Here is a 16,689-nt window from a genome sequence, read left to right on the forward strand (position 1 = left end):
GATTCTTTAATTGAATTTATGAAAAAAGGGTTGATAAAATTTATCAACCCTCAAAAATTTTATAATAATCTATTATTATACGTTAAATCTGAAGTGCATAATATCTCCGTCTTCAACGATATAAGTTTTTCCTTCGACAGAAAGTTTACCAGCTTCTTTAACAGCACTTTCTGAACCGTATTGAATAAAGTCAGTGTATTTAATAACTTCAGCACGGATAAAACCTTTTTCAAAGTCTGTATGAATTACGCCAGCAGCTTGAGGTGCTGTAAAACCTTTTTCAATTGTCCATGCACGAACTTCTTGAACACCTGCAGTGAAGTATGTAGCTAAGTCTAATAACGAATAAGCTGCACGAATCAATTTATGTACTCCAGATTCATCTAATCCTAAATCTTCTAAGAACATTTTGCGCTCATCGTAACTCTCCAATTGCGCAATTTCTGATTCGATTTGAGCTGATATAATTAATACCTGTGCATTTTCATCTTTAACAGCTTCTTTTACTTTTTCTACGTAAGCGTTTCCTGTATTTACAGATGCTTCATCCACATTACATACATACAATACTGGCTTTACAGTCAATAATGTAAGGTCAGCAATATATTCAAAATCTTCTTCTGAGATAGGGGCAGTACGCGCTGATTTACCAGCTTCCAAATGTTCTTTTACTACAGAAAGAATTTCAAAAGTCTTTTTAGCATCTTTATCGCCACCAGTCTTAGCCATTTTTTCCACCTTTTGAATACGCTTTACGACAGTATCCAAATCTTTAAGCTGAAGCTCAGTATCGATGATTTCTTTATCACGAATAGGGTCTACCGAACCATCAACGTGGATTACATTTCCATCATCAAAACAGCGCAACACGTGAATAATTGCATTTGTAGTACGGATATTTCCTAAAAATTGGTTTCCAAGACCTTCACCTTTAGAAGCTCCCTTTACCAAACCAGCGATATCTACAATTTCTATCGTATTAGGTACGATGCGTTGTGGATTTACTAATTCAGCTAATTTATTAAGACGTTCGTCAGGTACAGTGATGACACCTACGTTTGGTTCTATTGTACAGAATGGAAAGTTTGCCGCTTGTGCTTTTGCATTGGACAAACAGTTGAATAATGTCGATTTACCTACGTTTGGTAGGCCTACGATACCACATTGTAAAGCCATAAATTCTTTATGCTGTAAGATTTTAAAATTTGTGCAAAGATAGTAAAATAGAATGATAAGATAATTGGTATTTTATTGCGTGCAGGGATTTTACTTTTGTATTATTTTCATTGTTAAGAATGGAAAAGGATCTTAAACCAAATATTTTCGATACAATTAGAAATAAATCAATTTTAAAGCCTTCACTATGAATGCTTTCTTGTGCATTTACAAATTTTAACACTTTTTGAGTTAATCCTTCGGAGGCAAATAGTGGTCATACTCCGAAATAACACCATATTTAATAAGGAGGGCACTATGAAAAAATTACTTTACTTCACACTTTTAATAGGAGGGTTGTTTATATCCCAATCTGCTGATGCGCAAGTTCGCGTAAATATAAATATTGGTTCACAACCACTATGGGGACCTGTAGGATATGACTATGTACGCTATTATTATATGCCTGAAATTGATGTTTATTATAATGTAGCTTCACGAAAATATACATATTATCAAGGTAACCGTTGGGTTACAAAATCAAAATTACCGGGGAAATACCGCAATTTTGATTTATTCAGAACTTATAAAGTCGTAATCAATGATGCAAATCCTTGGAATTATCACAAAAGGCATAGAGGCGAGTATGGCAGACATGCACGTAATTATCATCAAGTTGTATTACGTGATGCTCCTCGCCATCATCACGATAATAGGGGACGTACAAAACATAATTACGATAAAAAGTCTAACAAACATCGGGGGCACAAGCATGACCATAGAAGGTAAAATTCTCCATATGAGCTAGATACATATTTTGTTTACTATACATAGATTTTAGCCTATTTTCTTTTTAGAAAGTAGGCTTTTCTATTTGTAGACCTATCTTTACTTCAGTCTAAATAATATTTTTAAATATTGATTTTGTGTCGTTTTTTTCTTTTAATTTTGAAAAAATTAATACATTCTAAAATGTTGAAATTAAAGGGAGGGTTATGTGGGTTTTGTGCTGTAACTCTCGCAACTTTGGGCTTCTATTCTTGCAACAACTTATCTAATACTGTAATGGGTTCACAGAAAGTGGATTCATTAGTAAGTAAAATTGAAGAATTGATAGTTGAAAAACCAACTCTTCATGCAAAATGGGATTCGCTACGCGATAATAAACTTGTATTTCATATAGATAGTTTAAATCCTATTCCTATTAAGACGCAGAAACAAAAACTTAAAGATTCCTTACGTCGTGAATTTGATAAGCATCCGAAGCATATCTATTTAACTTTTGACGATGGACCATTAGTTGGAAGCCGAGCTATTGATTCTATCGCCCGTGCCAAAAATATAAAAGTAAATGCTTTTGTAGTGGGACGCCATTCAACTATGGGTAAGTACAGATTGCGTGATCTGAATTTGTATATAGAAAATCCATTAGTAGCAGTTTATAATCACAGTTATACACATGGATTTAATCGTCTACAGACATTCTATAGGGATAGTCAAAAAGCATTTGATGACTTCAAAAAGAATGAAGATAATATTGCTTTTAACAGTAAAGTCGCAAGGCTTCCAGGGCGTAATATCTGGATTTATGATGAGGAAAAAAAGATAGATATTGCTAGTGCTGAACCTACAGCTGATCTATTATTTCAGGATGGATACAAAATATTTGGGTGGGATGTAGAATGGCGATTGAATAGTCTGACAGGAGTAGCTACAGTACCTCTTGAGACCGTATACCAACGTATCGTGAATTTTATGAATAATAAATCGTCTAAAGAACCTAATAATGTTGTATTCTTGATGCACGATGATATGTTTCAGACAAGGCAAGGTAAAAAGCTCCTTTCTGATTTGATCGATAAATTGATCGCTAAAGGGTACAAATTTGAGTTTATGGAGGATTATCCAATAAAATATTAAAAGTAGAAATGGGGCATAAGGCCTCATTTTTTATTACATTTCTCTTTCTAATACTGCATTCCGCAAATAGTTATTACCTTTGTACTATGGCTAAAATGTTTAATAATATCGAGGATTTGTTGGAAGATATGGTACGATGCTTTACCGAGCATGCTATGTATGATGTACTAGAGGAGCGTGATGTTATATCCGTTTTACCTATTGAAGATGCTGCTAGAGCTGCTGATTTTTTAGCTAAAACAAATCAAGTTCTAGCTGAGCATTTTGAAATTTATGATGAGGACTGCTATGGTCCTGATAGTTTGCATGACAAAGAGGAAAATCCTATTCTTTTTTGGAAAGATTATCTCAACTGCTTTTTTGATTTAGAGTTGGTGGATGACGATGCTGTCAATAGTAAATTTGTGGGTACTGCTTTCGGTATTTATCAAATTACGGGGATAGCATTTCGTGATGAAGTCAATAAACGTATCAAACGCCGCCGTCTAAATGGAATTCGTCTAGAATATAAGGTGAAAGAGACGCCAATGGATAGAAACAATCATTGGAAACGTACCTATGATAAAGAATTTTAATTCTGTTTTTACCATTTATTATTCATTTAGAAATTATGAAAATAAATAGGGGCTGATATCTGATTTTATACAGATTTTCAACCCCATTCATTTACCTATCTATTGGGAATTTAGTTCATGTTCAAATCAATTTACCGATATTTATTTTAATGGAATATCTGTGAAATTACCTTTTACAATATTTACACCTGTCACCCCAGTACCTGCTGTAGCTTCATATGTTCCTGATATTTTAGATCCGTCATTTTTTGAGATGGTCAATGTTCCAGCAGTAGCTTCTCAGTGTTTGTTATCTTTCACATATGTAAAAGCATATTTAGCAGATAGGGATAGATAAGATTCGATTTACTACTATCCACCAAAGGACGACCTAAGACTGTGTAGGCGTTAAGAATTGTAGAGGATTTTCGTTAAGAAATCAAACTTGCTTGAGCGTAGCGAGTTTGTTTGATTTTAGAAAATACGAATACAATTTAGCCTAGCAATCTAGTCTTGACTTTTTGAATACTTTTTTGTCAAGAAAAAAGTATTATGCCCGTCCGGCATAGAGGACATTAAGAATTGTATATAGATATGTTTTTTATCTCTGCATAATAATATTAATCAATTATTTTTAGATTCTTCCTATCGTCAAAAGACAAGAAAATAACAACAAAACCTTACAACTTGTTAGATTAATTCCTTCGCACTCAATTTACTAAGTTGTTGTCATATTAAAAGTAGTGAAATATCTGAATCAATTCACCATTATCAATTTTCAATTATTTAGATATTCTTCCTATCGTCAGAATGACAAAAAAATTAAATCACCTAAAAATAACTATTATAAAATCCCTCCTCCAATAACCAATCGAAATACACCTAAAAATATAGCTACTAGACAGATGATTGTAGCGCCTCTACTTTTTCCTAAAAGTGAAAATACCAATCCAATAACGGCAAATGGAATGTTTAGCCAATTCAACCAGCCTAATAACGGGATAAATCCAAGAAATAATCCAATCAGCGATAGTATCCCAAATATTCTTCCAATAGTTTTCATAAATTAATAATCAATGTGTTTGTATAATGATGTAATATATGATTTGGCAGGCACTTTTGAAAGTATATCTATAGAATAATAATCACAATGTCTTTATTTTCTAATTATAAAGGATAAGCTATACTAATACAGCTTAAGATGTTATATTTGTGATAGACTATACATTTTATGAAATATTTGTTTTTACTAATCACGCTAGTTGGTTTTGCTTCATGTGCTAATCAGTCGGCAGAAGAAAAACCATTAGAACAATTGGATAAAAAATCAGCTCGCGAAGTCACATTAAAAACAGTGACTCAAGGGGACTCGGTGCTGCATATTACGACACAACATATTTGGTACAACGGCGAACAGGTAGCATCCAAATCGGATACCATCAAAACCGAAATAGCACCAAAAACATGGGGTGAGGTGGATTCAGCAAATACCTTGAGTAAGGTTCCAATTTATGTAACAGTACAATAATAATGAGAAAAAATACAGCTAGAAATATTCAATTAGTATTAATTACGTCAGTATTAGCATCCTGTGCGCAACCTCATGCAAATGAAGCTAACACCACAGATAAACAACGTGTCTTCATGCGTGCAGACGAAACTGCGCCATACACAGAAGTAACGAACAACTATCAGCAGGGAAATGGCGGCGGCATGGGCATGGGCTCATCGCTGTTATGGTTTATGGCGTTCCGTCATATGGGCGGTATGCTTGGCTATGCGAATAACAGTTTGCATCCGCAATCTGTGGCAGGTACTAATGCGGCAAAAGCTGCTGCAGTCAATGCACAGCGTGGTGGATTTGGTAAGAGTGCAGTTTCATCATCACCTAGAGCGTCTACTGGTTCATAATGCAAATTAAGAAATTACGTATTGACCCCAATTGGGAATCCCGATTGGAATCAATAGGGTATGGCTACCACACGTTGGGCGGTGTACCGTATTGGGTAGATGATTACTATTACGAGATTCGTGCGCGAGATGCTGACCTTATTTATAAGGCTACGACCGAACTTTGGGATATGTGCTTGCAAGCGGTTGAATATGTTATTCAAAACAAACTGTACAGCAAATTTCATATTCCTGCATATATGATTCACCATATTGAGCGCAGTTGGGAGAATGATGAACCATCGATTTATGGGCGATTTGATTTTGCTTTTGATACTGAGCACAATGAGCTCAAAATGTTGGAGTTCAATGCTGATACGCCGACTTCTTTATTCGAAACTGGAATAGTGCAGTGGTATTGGAAAAAACATTATTTCACCGAATTGACTGATCAGTTTAACAGTATACACGAACAGCTTATTGAGAGTTGGAAAGGAATTCAACCTTACCTGAAAGGGGAAACATTGCATTTCTCCTGTGCGAAAGAAACATTGGAAGATTTGACCAATGTCGAATATTTGCGTGATACCGCTATACAAGCGGGTATTCAAACCAAACTTATCTACATCGACGATATTGGATGGGATGGACGTGCTTTTGTTGATTTGGAGGGAGAGGAGATAAAGTCAATTTTTAAACTTTACCCTTGGGAATGGATGGTGCGTGAGGAATTTGGTCACCATATCACGAATGATATTAACGAAGCGCAATGGATTGAGCCTTCGTGGAAAATGTTGCTTTCGAACAAAGCGATATTACCAATATTGTGGAAACTGTTTCCTAATCATCCTTATTTGTTGGCTTCGTATTTTGAGAAGCCGTCTTATTTGAAACATTATGTGCGTAAGCCTATTCTGTCACGTGAAGGTGCGAACGTGGAGATGTATTACGATAATCAGATGATCTATGATACAGAAGGAGAATATGGTGAAGAAGGGTTTATTTATCAAGAATTAGCAACCCTGCACCGTGAAGAAACAGGATTTTCAATTATTGGAAGTTGGGTTATTGGTCAAGAATCTTGTGGTATCTCTTTCCGCGAATCGGATATGCCTATTACTACAGACAAAAGCCGTTTTATTCCCCATATTATTAGACATTAATATACTACAAAAAGAAATTCAGGGTTGTGCTTAAACTCTGAATTTCTTTATAAATTCCCTTGGTGTACAGTTATTATGTAATCTAAACTGCTTGGTAAAATAACTAAGTGATGTAAATCCTGACGCAAATGCTACGGATGATATATTGTAATCGGGATGCAGCAAAAGATTTCTAGCTAACGCCATTCGTTCGTGCAAGATAAACTCCCCAGGTGTACGTCCGCAGTAGGTCTCAAAAAATCGGAATAATGTTCGTTTACTACAATTACCTATTTCTGTCAACTCATCCATAGTAATTGCTTCGGCTAGATTTTCCTTGATATATTGTTTGACTTTGAAAAGTTGATTATTGACTTGTAGAAAATTCATTTCAGCAATATGCTCATGCTTTGCATTGATGATTCGCAATAAAAAGGATTTCAACAGCAAATCATTCAGCGTAGGGTTCTGTTCGGAGACTTTAGTGAGCTGTAACAATTCGTTGAAGGCTCTTGCTAAGTCAGAATTGTTATTGAAGTGAAAGTTTGTATAGTTGAGATTCCAGTTTTTATCTGGATACAATAATTGAAGTGATTCGAGTTGCTGGTTTAATTTGTCGCTCGGTATTAATATGGTAGCACATTGGACGGGGTTGTGGATGTCTGCATCAGGAAAATCTGCGAAAATAGTTTGTCCCATTGTATGAGTAATATTACATTAGCAGAGGCGCGTCAAATCATTGATGCAGCTATCGCAAAATCAAAATCTTTGGGCTCAAAAATGAATATCGCTATCGTAGACAGCGGCACGAACTTGGTGGCATTCAACAAAATGGATGATGCTTGGTTGGGTTCGATAGATATTTCGCAAAAAAAGGCGAGAACAGCACGTTATTTCAATATGGATACAGGTATAATTGGCTCTTTGTCACAGCCAGGCAGTTCATTATATAATATTGAGCATTCCAATGATGGATTGATTACTTTTCCAGGTGGTGTAGTCATTAAAAATGCTTCTGGAGAAATCATTGGTGCAATAGGGGTAAGCGGTAGTACGGTAGAAGATGACCACGCTGTAGCAGTAGCTGGAGCTCAAGCAATTTTATAAACAGATATTTTTACACTACTATGCAACCATATGCTTGGTGTTTGCGTCTTATATACAAACACCAACATATGAAATTTCTTAGATTATATTTTATTGCGTTTATTCTCTTTTGTGAAGGATGTATTTTACACAAAGGACAGGTTACTGGTCGTCTAATCAAAACTTTTGATTTAGCAAGTAATAGTAGCTTAGTGTTTGAACCAGCTGCGCATGAATCTTATTATTATGAGATTGTAAGCAAGAACTATACTGGGGACGATTTTGAAGTATCAGTAAAAGGGAATAATTTTAAAATTTCATCTGCTGATACGCTTCTAATAGGTCCTTTTTTGATCCAAGATGTTAAATTTTATAACAAAAGTTCTTCAACTGTACAGTTCACGATTTTTATTGAATTGAATAAGCAACAATTTGAATTTCCAAAGCACCGTATAAGTAACCTAAATTAATCCTTCAAGCCTAATTCTTCAAATAATTTTTCATACACCTCGAATCGATGTTCACGAATTGGACGTATGTATGGCTCAGTTCTGAAATATAAAAGCAACGCTGGCTGAATCTGTTTGTATTTGTCTACATATTCATATTTAACCAATTCCCCTTGCTGTATACGTTGTTTTATTTTGTTGTGGTATGGATACATAGGTTTTAAGATTTCGATTTTAGAATTTGTTCAGTGCAATAATGCCCCATGCTAAAACAAGCTTGCAAAAGATAACCTCCAGTTGGTGCTTCCCAGTCCAACATTTCTCCTATACAATAGACATTTGGAAATTTATGTAGAGCTAAACCTTGATTTAGTTCTATAAAACGCAGGCCACCAGCAGTAGATATTACTTCGTCAATAGGTCTTAAACTTTCTACAGGAATTGGGTACGCTTTAAGAGTTTTTGCCAAAATTTTTGCATTCGTAAATGTTTCTTTATCCAACTTTTTTAGCAAAGCTAAAGCTGTTTTGTTGAACTTAAGTTTATTTTTTAATACTTCACTAGTTTTATTCGATGTCTTTAATATTTCTACAATAACGGCTTCGTTATAATTCGGTTTTAAATCAATATGCAGCGTTAGTGGAAAGTTGTGTGGACGTGTAAATCTGTTTAGGTAGTAAATAGGACTTCCCTCGATACCATATTTTGTAAATACCACTTCTCCTTTTTTCGAGGTTTCGCCAAAATGCACTGCTATGTTTTTAAGTACTTGTCCTTCTAATTCTGCATAATCAACAGAAGTATTATATCCTGAATTGGCAGATTCCAATGGCGAAATAGCAATGTTCTTTTTCGCAAATAAAGAAATCCATTTGGCATCTGAACCCGTTTTTTGCCATGAACCTCCGCCTAAAGCAAGAATGAGCTGTGCAAAATCTTTTTCTATAACAATTCCCTTATGCTCAAGAGTAGCTTTATAGTTGTCAAAATCTACGAATTTATGTTCATAATGTATTTGAACACCTAACTCTTGCAATCTATCTAACCATGCTTGCAATACCTGTATAGGTTTGATTGATTTGATAGGGAATATCTTTCCCGAACTTCCTACATAGGTTTCAATACCAATACTATTTAACCAATCAACAGTTTTGGTATTGTCGAATGACTGAACAATCTGTTGTACTTCAGTTTTGTCGTATCTAGTTATAAAGTCAGCAATATGCTCACTGTGCGTGAGATTAAAACCACCATGACCTGCAACTAAAAATTTGCGTGCTGCGGCTTTATTTTGCTCGTAAATATGTACTTGTTTGCCTGCTTCAGCAAGTCGCTGTGCAGCCATCAATCCCGCAGGACCTGCGCCAATAATTACGATAGGAGCTGTTTGCATTTGGATGCAAAGATAGCTAAACGGGATTTAAAACTTTCAATTAGAACCTATAGTTTATAGATGAATTAAGATCCAATAATGTTTGTTTTCATCATATTAATGAAAAAATCATTTCGCTTACATATCAATATGTATTAATTTTATACTAATTAAACCATTAAACATTATAAACAAATCTATCAATGACCAACATTTTTAAAAAACTTGCCTTTGGCATGTTATTTTTATTTTGCCTGCACGCTAGTGCACAGCAAAGCTCCAAGCCTAATATTATATTTATTATGGTTGATGATCTAGGTTCCGCAGAACTTGGAAGTTATGGCAATACATTTAATGAAACACCTAACTTGGATAAGTTAGCATCAAATGGAGCAAAATTTACGCTGGGGTATACTGCCGCTGCCATTTGTTCTCCTTCTCGTGCTGCCATTGTAACTGGGCAGTATCCAGCTCGAATCGGAATCACAGACTTTTTGGATGATAATGCTGATCGTTATCTCGATCCAAACAAGTATGTAACTATTAATAGAGCGCTTGATAAAGTAGGCTATCACACAGGAATAATAGGTAAATGGCATTTGGATACAAAATTTGATAATCCAAAAGGTAATGCTGCACAACATGGATTTCATGAGGTAATAGGTACTGAAACAAAGTATATAGGTGATGGTGATTATTTTTATCCATATGTGATGAATGAAAATTTAAATGCTGATGGGTATGATGGTGAATACTTGACTGATCGTCAGTGTAAGGAGGCTGTTTCCTTCATAGATCGTAACCAAAAGTCTCCATTTTTCCTTTACCTGACATTCTATAGTGTTCATACGCGTCTCGATGCACCCAAGCATTTGGTAGATAAGTATAAGCAGAAATTTGACAAGAAGTATGGGACGGGCAAAGCAGATGAACTATTTGAGAAAGATGATAGGCATGAAGGAAGACATTTAGACAATCCCTATTTAGCAGCAATGATTGAAACTATTGATACCGGTGTGGGGAGTATTATGAATAAGTTGCAAGAATTAGGTATCGCCAACAATACCATGATTGTTTTTTTCTCTGACAATGGAGGAGTTTGGCATTTGGGAAATAATGGTATCCTTAGAGCTGGGAAATCATGGTTGTATGAAGGAGGAATACGCGAAAGCCTAATAGTTAATTGGCCTGCGAAGATAAAACCTCATACTGTGATCCATACCCCAGTTTATGGCACAGATTTCTATCCTACATTTTTAGAAATGGCTAATGCTACGCAGTATGGTGGAGATATCGTAGATGGAGTTAGTTTTTTACCAACACTATTAGGTAAAAATCAACCTAAACGCGATGCATTTTATTGGCATTATCCATCAGAAACGGGTAAATGGGTAAATAGGATGTGTAGTGCTATACGCTTTGAAGATTACAAATTACTATACTTTTATAAAGCTAAAAGAATTGAGTTATACGATTTGAAAAACGATCCATCTGAAAAAAATGATCTCGCAAATATTGATAAAGAGAGAGCTTCAAAGATGAAAACTATGCTAGATAAATGGCTTATAGATGTGAATGCCGAGACACCTAATGTCAATCCTATAAAAAATAAGAATTGATATAGCAGACAAAAGACATGCATGGGACTACTTCTATTCTTTAATCAATTAAAAACAGAATATTGATTAAAGAATAGGATCAAATAGACTATTTGTTTATAACTTAAGCGATAACTAATAGACTTTTAAAAATATAAAGTAGTGTGTTAGTTATCCTCATGATTATCTACTTTATTAGGATTAGGTGGTAAGGGACTTTGGTCATTTTCAGGACGTTTGCCCGTATCATTTTCAACTTTTGTATTATCTTCTTTATTTTTGTCGAACTCTTCGTTTTTGTATGGATCTTTTGCGTCTTTATTACTTTTAAGGTGTTCATTTTTAGTCTTCATGATAGATCAATTTTATGTATGATGTGAACAAGAAATGAAAGGAAAAGTTCTGATATTCTTTACATAAAATATACTCCTCCATACTTCAAGTTAGAGGAGGAGTATTTTTAAGCTTTGAGAATTTCAATTCCCTGCGATTGGTGAGCCAAAGATTCCCACAGCCATTTCCGCCCAAATCAAAAATCCGAAAATTAGTATAACAGCCAAGAAAATTAGTCTTTGTGATCTATTTTTAATGAAATAATATACAAGTTCAATACTAAATCCCATTATAGCTAGTAAAATTCCTGCGACAACAAAATCTGAACTGGTCCAATTAACTTCGTTTGAAAACTGCATGCCAACTACAGGTAGTAATAGAATTAATCCAATTACTGAAAGGGTTATAGCCCTTCGTTTGTTTATAATCATTGTCATAACTTTTGTGTTTAATTATGTTTTATAAAAGTACTTTGATGTACAAAGTAAATGATTAATTTTTAAATCTTTTCATTTTAAATAAAATTTAACATTTACACATATTCAATTTAGGATTTGAGAAAGGGGAGAATTATATTTGTGTTTTAGGTAATTAAGGAATTGGCGATTTATCGCTTTTAAACACTCAGATAATGCAATTAATCTACAAAGGAAAAACAAAGGATGTCTACAGCTTGGATAATCACCAAGTGTTATTAAAGTTTAAGGATGATGTTACAGGTGAGAATGGGGTTTTCGACCCAGGTGCTAATACTGTTGGATTGACTATTGAGGGAGCTGGTAAGTCGGGTTTGAAAATGACAAAATACTTTTATGAGAAATTAAATTCTTTAGGCATACCAACTCATTTTGTATCGGCTGATATTGATGCGGTAGAGATGGTCGTTAAACGTGCGAATGTGTTCGGGAAAGGATTGGAAGTTATTTGTCGCTATAAAGCTGTGGGTAGTTTTTTAAGAAGATATGGTTCGTACTGCGAATCTGGTCAAGCGCTTGATCGCTTTGTAGAAGTGACTATTAAAGATGATGAGCGTGGTGATCCAACGATTTCGGCTGATGCTTTGGAAATGCTAGGTATATTGACTCAAGATGAGTATGCGACATTGAAAGGATTGACACAACAAATCTGCGATATAATTAAAGCAGAATTAGCTACTAAAGGATTGGAATTATACGATATTAAATTAGAATTTGGTCGTGATGCCGTATCGAATGAAATTATCTTAATTGATGAGATTTCTGGCGGCAATATGCGTGTTTATAAAAACGGAACATACATCGAACCCTTGGCTTTGGAAAAAGACTTTTTGGGCGCGTAATATGTTAATATAATTTTTGATCAATAGTCCTATGATTCTAATCTTAGGACTATTTTTATGTGTCATTGATATCTAACAAGGATTTATTCTTCAGAATAATTATTATATATTTACAGCCTACTTATTGTAAGTGATATTGCGTAGTATTTCTTGTAAAACCATGGTTTTATCCTTTGTTTTTTCAAGAAAATCAATTCTCTATATACAAACTATAAAAACCTATGAAAACCTCTATTTTATCTATTTTTAACTTACTGCTATTTACTTGTGTTTTTAATACTAATTTAAATGCACAAACACCGTGGGTTGGAAGAACTACAGGAGATTTGCCCTATTTAGAGTATAGCGATGGTATGGTTCGATTAGGTGCTGATAAAATGACTTTCGTCGATACAGCTATACGAATATTAGTTTTGGATTCTGTTGAAAATAGATATAAGATTAAGTTGTCACAAAATTGGGAGGCCTATATTCCAAAACGTTTTGTAAGTCGTAGTAAGAAAATTGAGGATAGTATATATACTGCAAATTATTTAAGTGGATCATGGCATCTTTCTGGTAAAGATGGGTACGATATATTATCTGTAAGTCTTCCTGAACGCCTTCCTTATCGAAGTTTTCAATTGGCAGAGCCAAATAAAATTTTAGTCGATGTGTTTGGCGCTACTTCTAACACGACATGGATTACACAATTAAAAAATGCTAAAATAGTTAAAAATGTATATCGCGAACAATTGGAGAAGGATGTATTCCGTATTCATATTGATTTGGAAGGTGATCAAAATTGGGGATATAGTGTTAATTACAGCAATAATTCTTTACGGATTTCTGTGAAACATGCTCCAACAAAGTCTGGAATTAAAAATCTATTTATTGCTATAGATGCGGGGCATGGAGGTACTTCAAAAGGTGCGGTCAGCCCAAATGGCACCGAAGAGAAAACCTATAACTTGTTATTTGCAAAAGAATTGCAAAAGCTATTACTAAAGAAAGGTGTTAAAAATGTGTATTTGACACGCACAGAAGATATTGATATTGCTACGACAGATCGAGTTCTTAAACTTAGAGAAATAAAACCTGATATACTCATTAGTTTGCATTTCAATGCTTCATCTCGACAAGAGGTAAAAGGAGTAAGTACATATTACCATCATTTGGGTAGCAGACAGGTCTCGAAGTATATTTTGGATGAGATGTTGGATTTGGGTTTAAATGAATTTGGATTGATCGGAAACTTTAATTTCTTGCTAAACTCACCTACTGAGTATCCCAATAGTTTAGTGGAAATTGCTTTTTTAAGTAATCCTGAAGATGAGAAGAGAATATTGGATCATAAATTTCATAAGCAAACAGCAGATAAAATTTATAGAGGAATTGTTAAATGGCTAAAGGAAGTTCAGTGAAAAACTAGAAACGAAAAAAGCTTCACCAATTGATGAAGCTTTTTGGCGGAGAGCGAGGGATTCGAACCCCCGAACCTGTTACAGTTAACGGTTTTCAAGACCGCCGCATTCGACCACTCTGCCAGCTCTCCGCCACAAAAGTAGAAATTCTAACTAGATCTACAAAACTTATTTGACCCTTGTAGCTTTAAGTATTGAAAATGAGGTCAATTAATTTTATTTAGCAATTTGAGCAGGGAAAACATGACTAAAATCTTTTCTAACTTTATCTTTATTTAGTTATTTTGTACTATGATTTCGTTCGCAAATGCTAAAATAAATATTGGATTATCCATCACTGAAAAACGTTCAGACGGTTACCATAATATTGAAACCATTTTTTATCCTGTAAAAATGTACGATGTATTAGAATTTGGTGATTCCGATTCGTACTCTTTTGAAGCATTAGGAATAGATATTCCGCAAGATGGTGTAAACTTATGTACAAAAGCTTACCAAATCTTACAAAACGATTATACTATCAGACCTATTTCCATTAAATTATTAAAGAATATCCCAATAGGTGCCGGACTAGGTGGGGGTTCATCGGATGCTGCTTTTGTATTAAAAGCACTTAATGAACTTAACAATCTAGGTTTGACAGAAGAACAACTACAACAATATGCTAGCAAATTGGGAGCTGATTGTTCTTTTTTTATTTCAAACAAACCTGTATTTGCGGAAGGAATAGGAACAGAATTTAGCTCAGTGGATTTAGATTTGTCAACATATTATATAGTTGTTATTAAACCAGAAATACATATTTCAACAGCAGAAGCCTATAGTAACATAACACCCCGAATTCCAAAAGTAGACATGCGCAGAGCCATTCAACTTCCGATACAAGAGTGGAAATACTATATCACAAATGATTTTGAATTGGGGATATTCGAAAAATATCCGTTGATACAAGAACTAAAAAATAAATTGTATGAGAAGGGTGCTCTTTACGCTTCTATGTCTGGATCGGGATCATCCGTATATGGTATATTCGAAGAAGAAATCTATCTTGATGATCTAGCGCACTTAGGAAAGGTTTATTACCCTGTAGATCTATAATAGTAATAAATACAAAGAAGTAGCAAAGGCTACTTCTTTGTAATTTTATATAATTTTCCGGCATCTGTAATGGTGTATAGCTCACCATTTTTGCCCTCAATTACATCGCGGAAACGCTCAGCTTCACGCGACAAAAGTCTTTCTTCGCCCACAACTTTATTGTTACTAATTACTAAACGCGCTATATGTGTACTACTTAGTCCTGCGATAAACAAATTATTTTTCCATTCACTAATACCTTTACCGGAATAAAATGTCATACCAGATGGAGACAATACTGGATCCCAATAGTAAATGGGTTGCTCCATACCTTTTTTAGCTTGTATAGTGGGTTCTCCAATCTGTTTTCCTGAGTATTCGATACCGTAAGTAATAATAGGCCATCCGTAATTTTTACCAGCTTGAATAAGGTTTAATTCATCGCCGCCTCTAGGACCAAATTCAGCCGCCCACAATGTCCCGTTAGTAGGATGGAAGGCAATGCCTTGTGGATTACGGTGTCCGTACGAATAGATTTCTGGCAAAGCATTTTTGTTGCTTACAAAAGGATTATTGGAGGCTGGTTTTCCTTCTTTAGTAATACGGATAATCTTTCCTAATGAACTCTTGAGATCCTGTGCCAAGACCCTTGTAACTTGATCTGAACGCTCGCCAATAGTTACTAATAAATTGCCAGACTTGTCGAAAACCATTCTTCCGCCATAATGCAATGCACCTCGATGTGTATTGGTGGAACGATAGATCACCTTAGCATTTTGCATTGTTTTTTCATCCTTTGATAGTGAGCCTTTTGCGATAGCGGTATGGTTGCCATTCGTAGTAGGCTCAGTAAAAGCCCAATAGACTGTTCTATTTGATCCAAATTGAGGATCGAGAACCAAGCCTAATAGACCACCCTGCGCACGAGCCTCAACTTTTGGCAATCCCGCGATAGCTTCGCTGATATTGCCCGCTGCATTTACGATACGCATAGTGCCTTCTTTTTCGGTTATTAGTAATTTACCGTCAGGTAATACCGCAATTCCCCAAGGAGATTTTAATTTATTAGTTACAACCTTAAAGTCATAACCAGCTTTTGTTTTAAGACCTCCAATTCTCGTTTGACCAGCAAAGGCAGGCTTATAGTTTGTGTTTGCTTTATTCTTTTCGACAGGAGCTACCGTGTCCTTTTGAAAAAGTGGAATATGAATATAAGATGTATGTTGTGGTAGTATTGATGAAGACAATAAAAGTGTAGTCGCTACACCGGCTGTTAGTATTAGGTTTTTCATAAATTAAGTTGTTTATTCAAATTTATTAAAAAGAGAACATATAAAAAGTTGTTTCTGAATGAACTCTGGTTTTAAAACTAGAAAAGTCTTCTAATACTGC

21 protein-coding genes and 1 tRNA gene are annotated in these 16,689 nt (G+C 34.9%); 13 read left to right on the plus strand and 9 right to left on the minus strand.

What is annotated here, in order from left to right:
- Window positions 1-75 precede the first annotated feature (75 nt).
- Complete coding sequence (ychF, locus tag GOQ17_RS06295) at window positions 76-1,176, minus strand: redox-regulated ATPase YchF (protein ID WP_159636372.1); 1,101 nt, start codon at window positions 1,174-1,176, stop codon at window positions 76-78.
- A gap of 297 nt (window positions 1,177-1,473) precedes the next feature.
- On the opposite strand from ychF, the gene GOQ17_RS06300 reads away from it, so the two are divergent.
- The 4 genes from GOQ17_RS06300 (at window position 1,474) to GOQ17_RS06315 (ending at window position 3,987) form a co-directional block, all read left to right on the plus strand.
- Complete coding sequence (locus GOQ17_RS06300; protein WP_159636374.1) at window positions 1,474-1,944, plus strand: hypothetical protein; 471 nt, start codon at window positions 1,474-1,476, stop codon at window positions 1,942-1,944.
- 183 nt (window positions 1,945-2,127) lie between these two features.
- Window positions 2,128-3,075, plus strand: coding sequence for a polysaccharide deacetylase family protein (locus GOQ17_RS06305; protein ID WP_159636376.1), 948 nt, complete (start codon window positions 2,128-2,130; stop codon window positions 3,073-3,075).
- Window positions 3,076-3,161: 86 nt separating this feature from the next.
- Window positions 3,162-3,650, plus strand: coding sequence for a hypothetical protein (locus tag GOQ17_RS06310; RefSeq protein WP_159636378.1), 489 nt, complete (start codon window positions 3,162-3,164; stop codon window positions 3,648-3,650).
- 160 nt (window positions 3,651-3,810) lie between these two features.
- Window positions 3,811-3,987 carry a hypothetical protein gene (locus tag GOQ17_RS06315; RefSeq protein WP_159636380.1) on the plus strand — a complete coding sequence of 59 codons (177 nt, stop codon included), beginning with the start codon at window positions 3,811-3,813 and terminating at the stop codon, window positions 3,985-3,987.
- A gap of 486 nt (window positions 3,988-4,473) precedes the next feature.
- On the opposite strand, the gene GOQ17_RS06320 is transcribed toward GOQ17_RS06315, so the two are convergent.
- Complete coding sequence (locus GOQ17_RS06320; protein ID WP_159636382.1) at window positions 4,474-4,692, minus strand: hypothetical protein; 219 nt, start codon at window positions 4,690-4,692, stop codon at window positions 4,474-4,476.
- 168 nt (window positions 4,693-4,860) lie between these two features.
- On the opposite strand from GOQ17_RS06320, the gene GOQ17_RS06325 reads away from it, so the two are divergent.
- From GOQ17_RS06325 to GOQ17_RS06335, 3 genes are read left to right on the plus strand one after another with little or no spacing between them, the layout of a single operon-like run.
- Entirely contained in the window at window positions 4,861-5,157 is a 297-nt protein-coding gene (locus GOQ17_RS06325; protein ID WP_159636384.1) for a hypothetical protein, read from the plus strand.
- Between the two features lie 2 nt (window positions 5,158-5,159).
- The gene (locus GOQ17_RS06330) at window positions 5,160-5,540 is read left to right on the plus strand and encodes a hypothetical protein (RefSeq protein WP_159636386.1); all 381 of its coding nucleotides are present in this window, start codon (window positions 5,160-5,162) and stop codon (window positions 5,538-5,540) included.
- Window positions 5,540-6,682: a glutathionylspermidine synthase family protein gene (locus tag GOQ17_RS06335; protein ID WP_159636388.1), complete on the plus strand. Its 1,143-nt coding sequence runs from the start codon at window positions 5,540-5,542 to the stop codon at window positions 6,680-6,682. Before GOQ17_RS06330 ends, GOQ17_RS06335 begins: the two co-directional genes overlap by 1 nt.
- A gap of 30 nt (window positions 6,683-6,712) precedes the next feature.
- Here GOQ17_RS06335 and GOQ17_RS06340 read toward each other — a convergent pair whose 3' ends face one another.
- Window positions 6,713-7,360 carry a helix-turn-helix domain-containing protein gene (locus GOQ17_RS06340; protein ID WP_159636390.1) on the minus strand — a complete coding sequence of 216 codons (648 nt, stop codon included), beginning with the start codon at window positions 7,358-7,360 and terminating at the stop codon, window positions 6,713-6,715.
- Between the two features lie 3 nt (window positions 7,361-7,363).
- On the opposite strand from GOQ17_RS06340, the gene GOQ17_RS06345 reads away from it, so the two are divergent.
- Both GOQ17_RS06345 and GOQ17_RS06350 read left to right on the plus strand, forming a co-directional pair.
- Window positions 7,364-7,768, plus strand: coding sequence for a GlcG/HbpS family heme-binding protein (locus GOQ17_RS06345; protein WP_159636392.1), 405 nt, complete (start codon window positions 7,364-7,366; stop codon window positions 7,766-7,768).
- Between the two features lie 68 nt (window positions 7,769-7,836).
- Window positions 7,837-8,217 (plus strand): hypothetical protein, encoded by a 381-nt coding sequence (locus GOQ17_RS06350; RefSeq protein WP_159636394.1) that lies wholly within the window; start codon window positions 7,837-7,839, stop codon window positions 8,215-8,217.
- On the opposite strand, the gene GOQ17_RS06355 is transcribed toward GOQ17_RS06350, so the two are convergent.
- Complete coding sequence (locus tag GOQ17_RS06355; RefSeq protein ID WP_159636396.1) at window positions 8,214-8,411, minus strand: hypothetical protein; 198 nt, start codon at window positions 8,409-8,411, stop codon at window positions 8,214-8,216. The two genes, GOQ17_RS06350 and GOQ17_RS06355, sit on opposite strands and share 4 nt — an antisense overlap.
- Window positions 8,412-8,416: 5 nt before the next feature.
- Window positions 8,417-9,589, minus strand: coding sequence for a BaiN/RdsA family NAD(P)/FAD-dependent oxidoreductase (locus GOQ17_RS06360; RefSeq protein WP_159636398.1), 1,173 nt, complete (start codon window positions 9,587-9,589; stop codon window positions 8,417-8,419).
- 215 nt (window positions 9,590-9,804) lie between these two features.
- Here GOQ17_RS06360 and GOQ17_RS06365 point away from each other — a divergent pair, with 215 nt between their 5' ends.
- On the plus strand, window positions 9,805-11,187 hold the full coding sequence (locus GOQ17_RS06365; RefSeq protein ID WP_236537080.1) for a sulfatase: 1,383 nt from the start codon (window positions 9,805-9,807) through the stop codon (window positions 11,185-11,187).
- 146 nt (window positions 11,188-11,333) lie between these two features.
- Here the strand turns inward: GOQ17_RS06365 and GOQ17_RS06370 are convergent, their stop codons facing one another.
- Entirely contained in the window at window positions 11,334-11,519 is a 186-nt protein-coding gene (locus tag GOQ17_RS06370; protein WP_159636402.1) for a hypothetical protein, read from the minus strand.
- A 123-nt stretch (window positions 11,520-11,642) separates the two neighbouring features.
- Window positions 11,643-11,936, minus strand: coding sequence for a hypothetical protein (locus GOQ17_RS06375; RefSeq protein WP_201288559.1), 294 nt, complete (start codon window positions 11,934-11,936; stop codon window positions 11,643-11,645).
- Between the two features lie 194 nt (window positions 11,937-12,130).
- On the opposite strand from GOQ17_RS06375, the gene GOQ17_RS06380 reads away from it, so the two are divergent.
- Window positions 12,131-12,817 (plus strand): phosphoribosylaminoimidazolesuccinocarboxamide synthase, encoded by a 687-nt coding sequence (locus GOQ17_RS06380; protein WP_159636404.1) that lies wholly within the window; start codon window positions 12,131-12,133, stop codon window positions 12,815-12,817.
- 221 nt (window positions 12,818-13,038) lie between these two features.
- Window positions 13,039-14,220, plus strand: coding sequence for an N-acetylmuramoyl-L-alanine amidase (locus tag GOQ17_RS06385; protein WP_159636406.1), 1,182 nt, complete (start codon window positions 13,039-13,041; stop codon window positions 14,218-14,220).
- A gap of 43 nt (window positions 14,221-14,263) precedes the next feature.
- Here the strand turns inward: GOQ17_RS06385 and GOQ17_RS06390 are convergent.
- A tRNA-Ser gene (locus tag GOQ17_RS06390) sits at window positions 14,264-14,351 on the minus strand.
- 160 nt (window positions 14,352-14,511) lie between these two features.
- On the opposite strand from GOQ17_RS06390, the gene ispE reads away from it, so the two are divergent.
- The gene (gene ispE / locus GOQ17_RS06395) at window positions 14,512-15,318 is read left to right on the plus strand and encodes a 4-(cytidine 5'-diphospho)-2-C-methyl-D-erythritol kinase (protein ID WP_159636408.1); all 807 of its coding nucleotides are present in this window, start codon (window positions 14,512-14,514) and stop codon (window positions 15,316-15,318) included.
- A gap of 29 nt (window positions 15,319-15,347) precedes the next feature.
- Here the strand turns inward: ispE and GOQ17_RS06400 are convergent, their stop codons facing one another.
- Window positions 15,348-16,589 carry a PQQ-dependent sugar dehydrogenase gene (locus GOQ17_RS06400; protein ID WP_159636410.1) on the minus strand — a complete coding sequence of 414 codons (1,242 nt, stop codon included), beginning with the start codon at window positions 16,587-16,589 and terminating at the stop codon, window positions 15,348-15,350.
- Between the last annotated feature and the right edge of the window lie 100 nt (window positions 16,590-16,689).

The organism is Sphingobacterium composti (assembly GCF_009829075.1).
Classification (GTDB): domain Bacteria; phylum Bacteroidota; class Bacteroidia; order Sphingobacteriales; family Sphingobacteriaceae; genus Sphingobacterium; species Sphingobacterium composti.

What these genes read in the sequence shown, in the direction of transcription:
- GOQ17_RS06340 (WP_159636390.1), bottom strand. Translation starts at nt 7,360, where the DNA reads ATGGGACAAACTATTTTCGCAGATTTTCCTGATGCAGACATCCACAAC.
- GOQ17_RS06305 (WP_159636376.1), top strand. Translation starts at nt 2,128, where the DNA reads ATGTTGAAATTAAAGGGAGGGTTATGTGGGTTTTGTGCTGTAACTCTC.
- GOQ17_RS06335 (WP_159636388.1), top strand. Translation starts at nt 5,540, where the DNA reads ATGCAAATTAAGAAATTACGTATTGACCCCAATTGGGAATCCCGATTG.
- ychF (WP_159636372.1), bottom strand. Translation starts at nt 1,176, where the DNA reads ATGGCTTTACAATGTGGTATCGTAGGCCTACCAAACGTAGGTAAATCG.
- GOQ17_RS06345 (WP_159636392.1), top strand. Translation starts at nt 7,364, where the DNA reads ATGAGTAATATTACATTAGCAGAGGCGCGTCAAATCATTGATGCAGCT.
- GOQ17_RS06380 (WP_159636404.1), top strand. Translation starts at nt 12,131, where the DNA reads ATGCAATTAATCTACAAAGGAAAAACAAAGGATGTCTACAGCTTGGAT.
- GOQ17_RS06355 (WP_159636396.1), bottom strand. Translation starts at nt 8,411, where the DNA reads ATGTATCCATACCACAACAAAATAAAACAACGTATACAGCAAGGGGAA.
- GOQ17_RS06300 (WP_159636374.1), top strand. Translation starts at nt 1,474, where the DNA reads ATGAAAAAATTACTTTACTTCACACTTTTAATAGGAGGGTTGTTTATA.
- GOQ17_RS06385 (WP_159636406.1), top strand. Translation starts at nt 13,039, where the DNA reads ATGAAAACCTCTATTTTATCTATTTTTAACTTACTGCTATTTACTTGT.
- GOQ17_RS06365 (WP_236537080.1), top strand. Translation starts at nt 9,805, where the DNA reads ATGTTATTTTTATTTTGCCTGCACGCTAGTGCACAGCAAAGCTCCAAG.
- ispE (WP_159636408.1), top strand. Translation starts at nt 14,512, where the DNA reads ATGATTTCGTTCGCAAATGCTAAAATAAATATTGGATTATCCATCACT.
- GOQ17_RS06330 (WP_159636386.1), top strand. Translation starts at nt 5,160, where the DNA reads ATGAGAAAAAATACAGCTAGAAATATTCAATTAGTATTAATTACGTCA.
- GOQ17_RS06360 (WP_159636398.1), bottom strand. Translation starts at nt 9,589, where the DNA reads ATGCAAACAGCTCCTATCGTAATTATTGGCGCAGGTCCTGCGGGATTG.
- GOQ17_RS06310 (WP_159636378.1), top strand. Translation starts at nt 3,162, where the DNA reads ATGGCTAAAATGTTTAATAATATCGAGGATTTGTTGGAAGATATGGTA.
- GOQ17_RS06375 (WP_201288559.1), bottom strand. Translation starts at nt 11,936, where the DNA reads ATGACAATGATTATAAACAAACGAAGGGCTATAACCCTTTCAGTAATT.
- GOQ17_RS06350 (WP_159636394.1), top strand. Translation starts at nt 7,837, where the DNA reads ATGAAATTTCTTAGATTATATTTTATTGCGTTTATTCTCTTTTGTGAA.
- GOQ17_RS06370 (WP_159636402.1), bottom strand. Translation starts at nt 11,519, where the DNA reads ATGAAGACTAAAAATGAACACCTTAAAAGTAATAAAGACGCAAAAGAT.
- GOQ17_RS06400 (WP_159636410.1), bottom strand. Translation starts at nt 16,589, where the DNA reads ATGAAAAACCTAATACTAACAGCCGGTGTAGCGACTACACTTTTATTG.
- GOQ17_RS06325 (WP_159636384.1), top strand. Translation starts at nt 4,861, where the DNA reads ATGAAATATTTGTTTTTACTAATCACGCTAGTTGGTTTTGCTTCATGT.
- GOQ17_RS06320 (WP_159636382.1), bottom strand. Translation starts at nt 4,692, where the DNA reads ATGAAAACTATTGGAAGAATATTTGGGATACTATCGCTGATTGGATTA.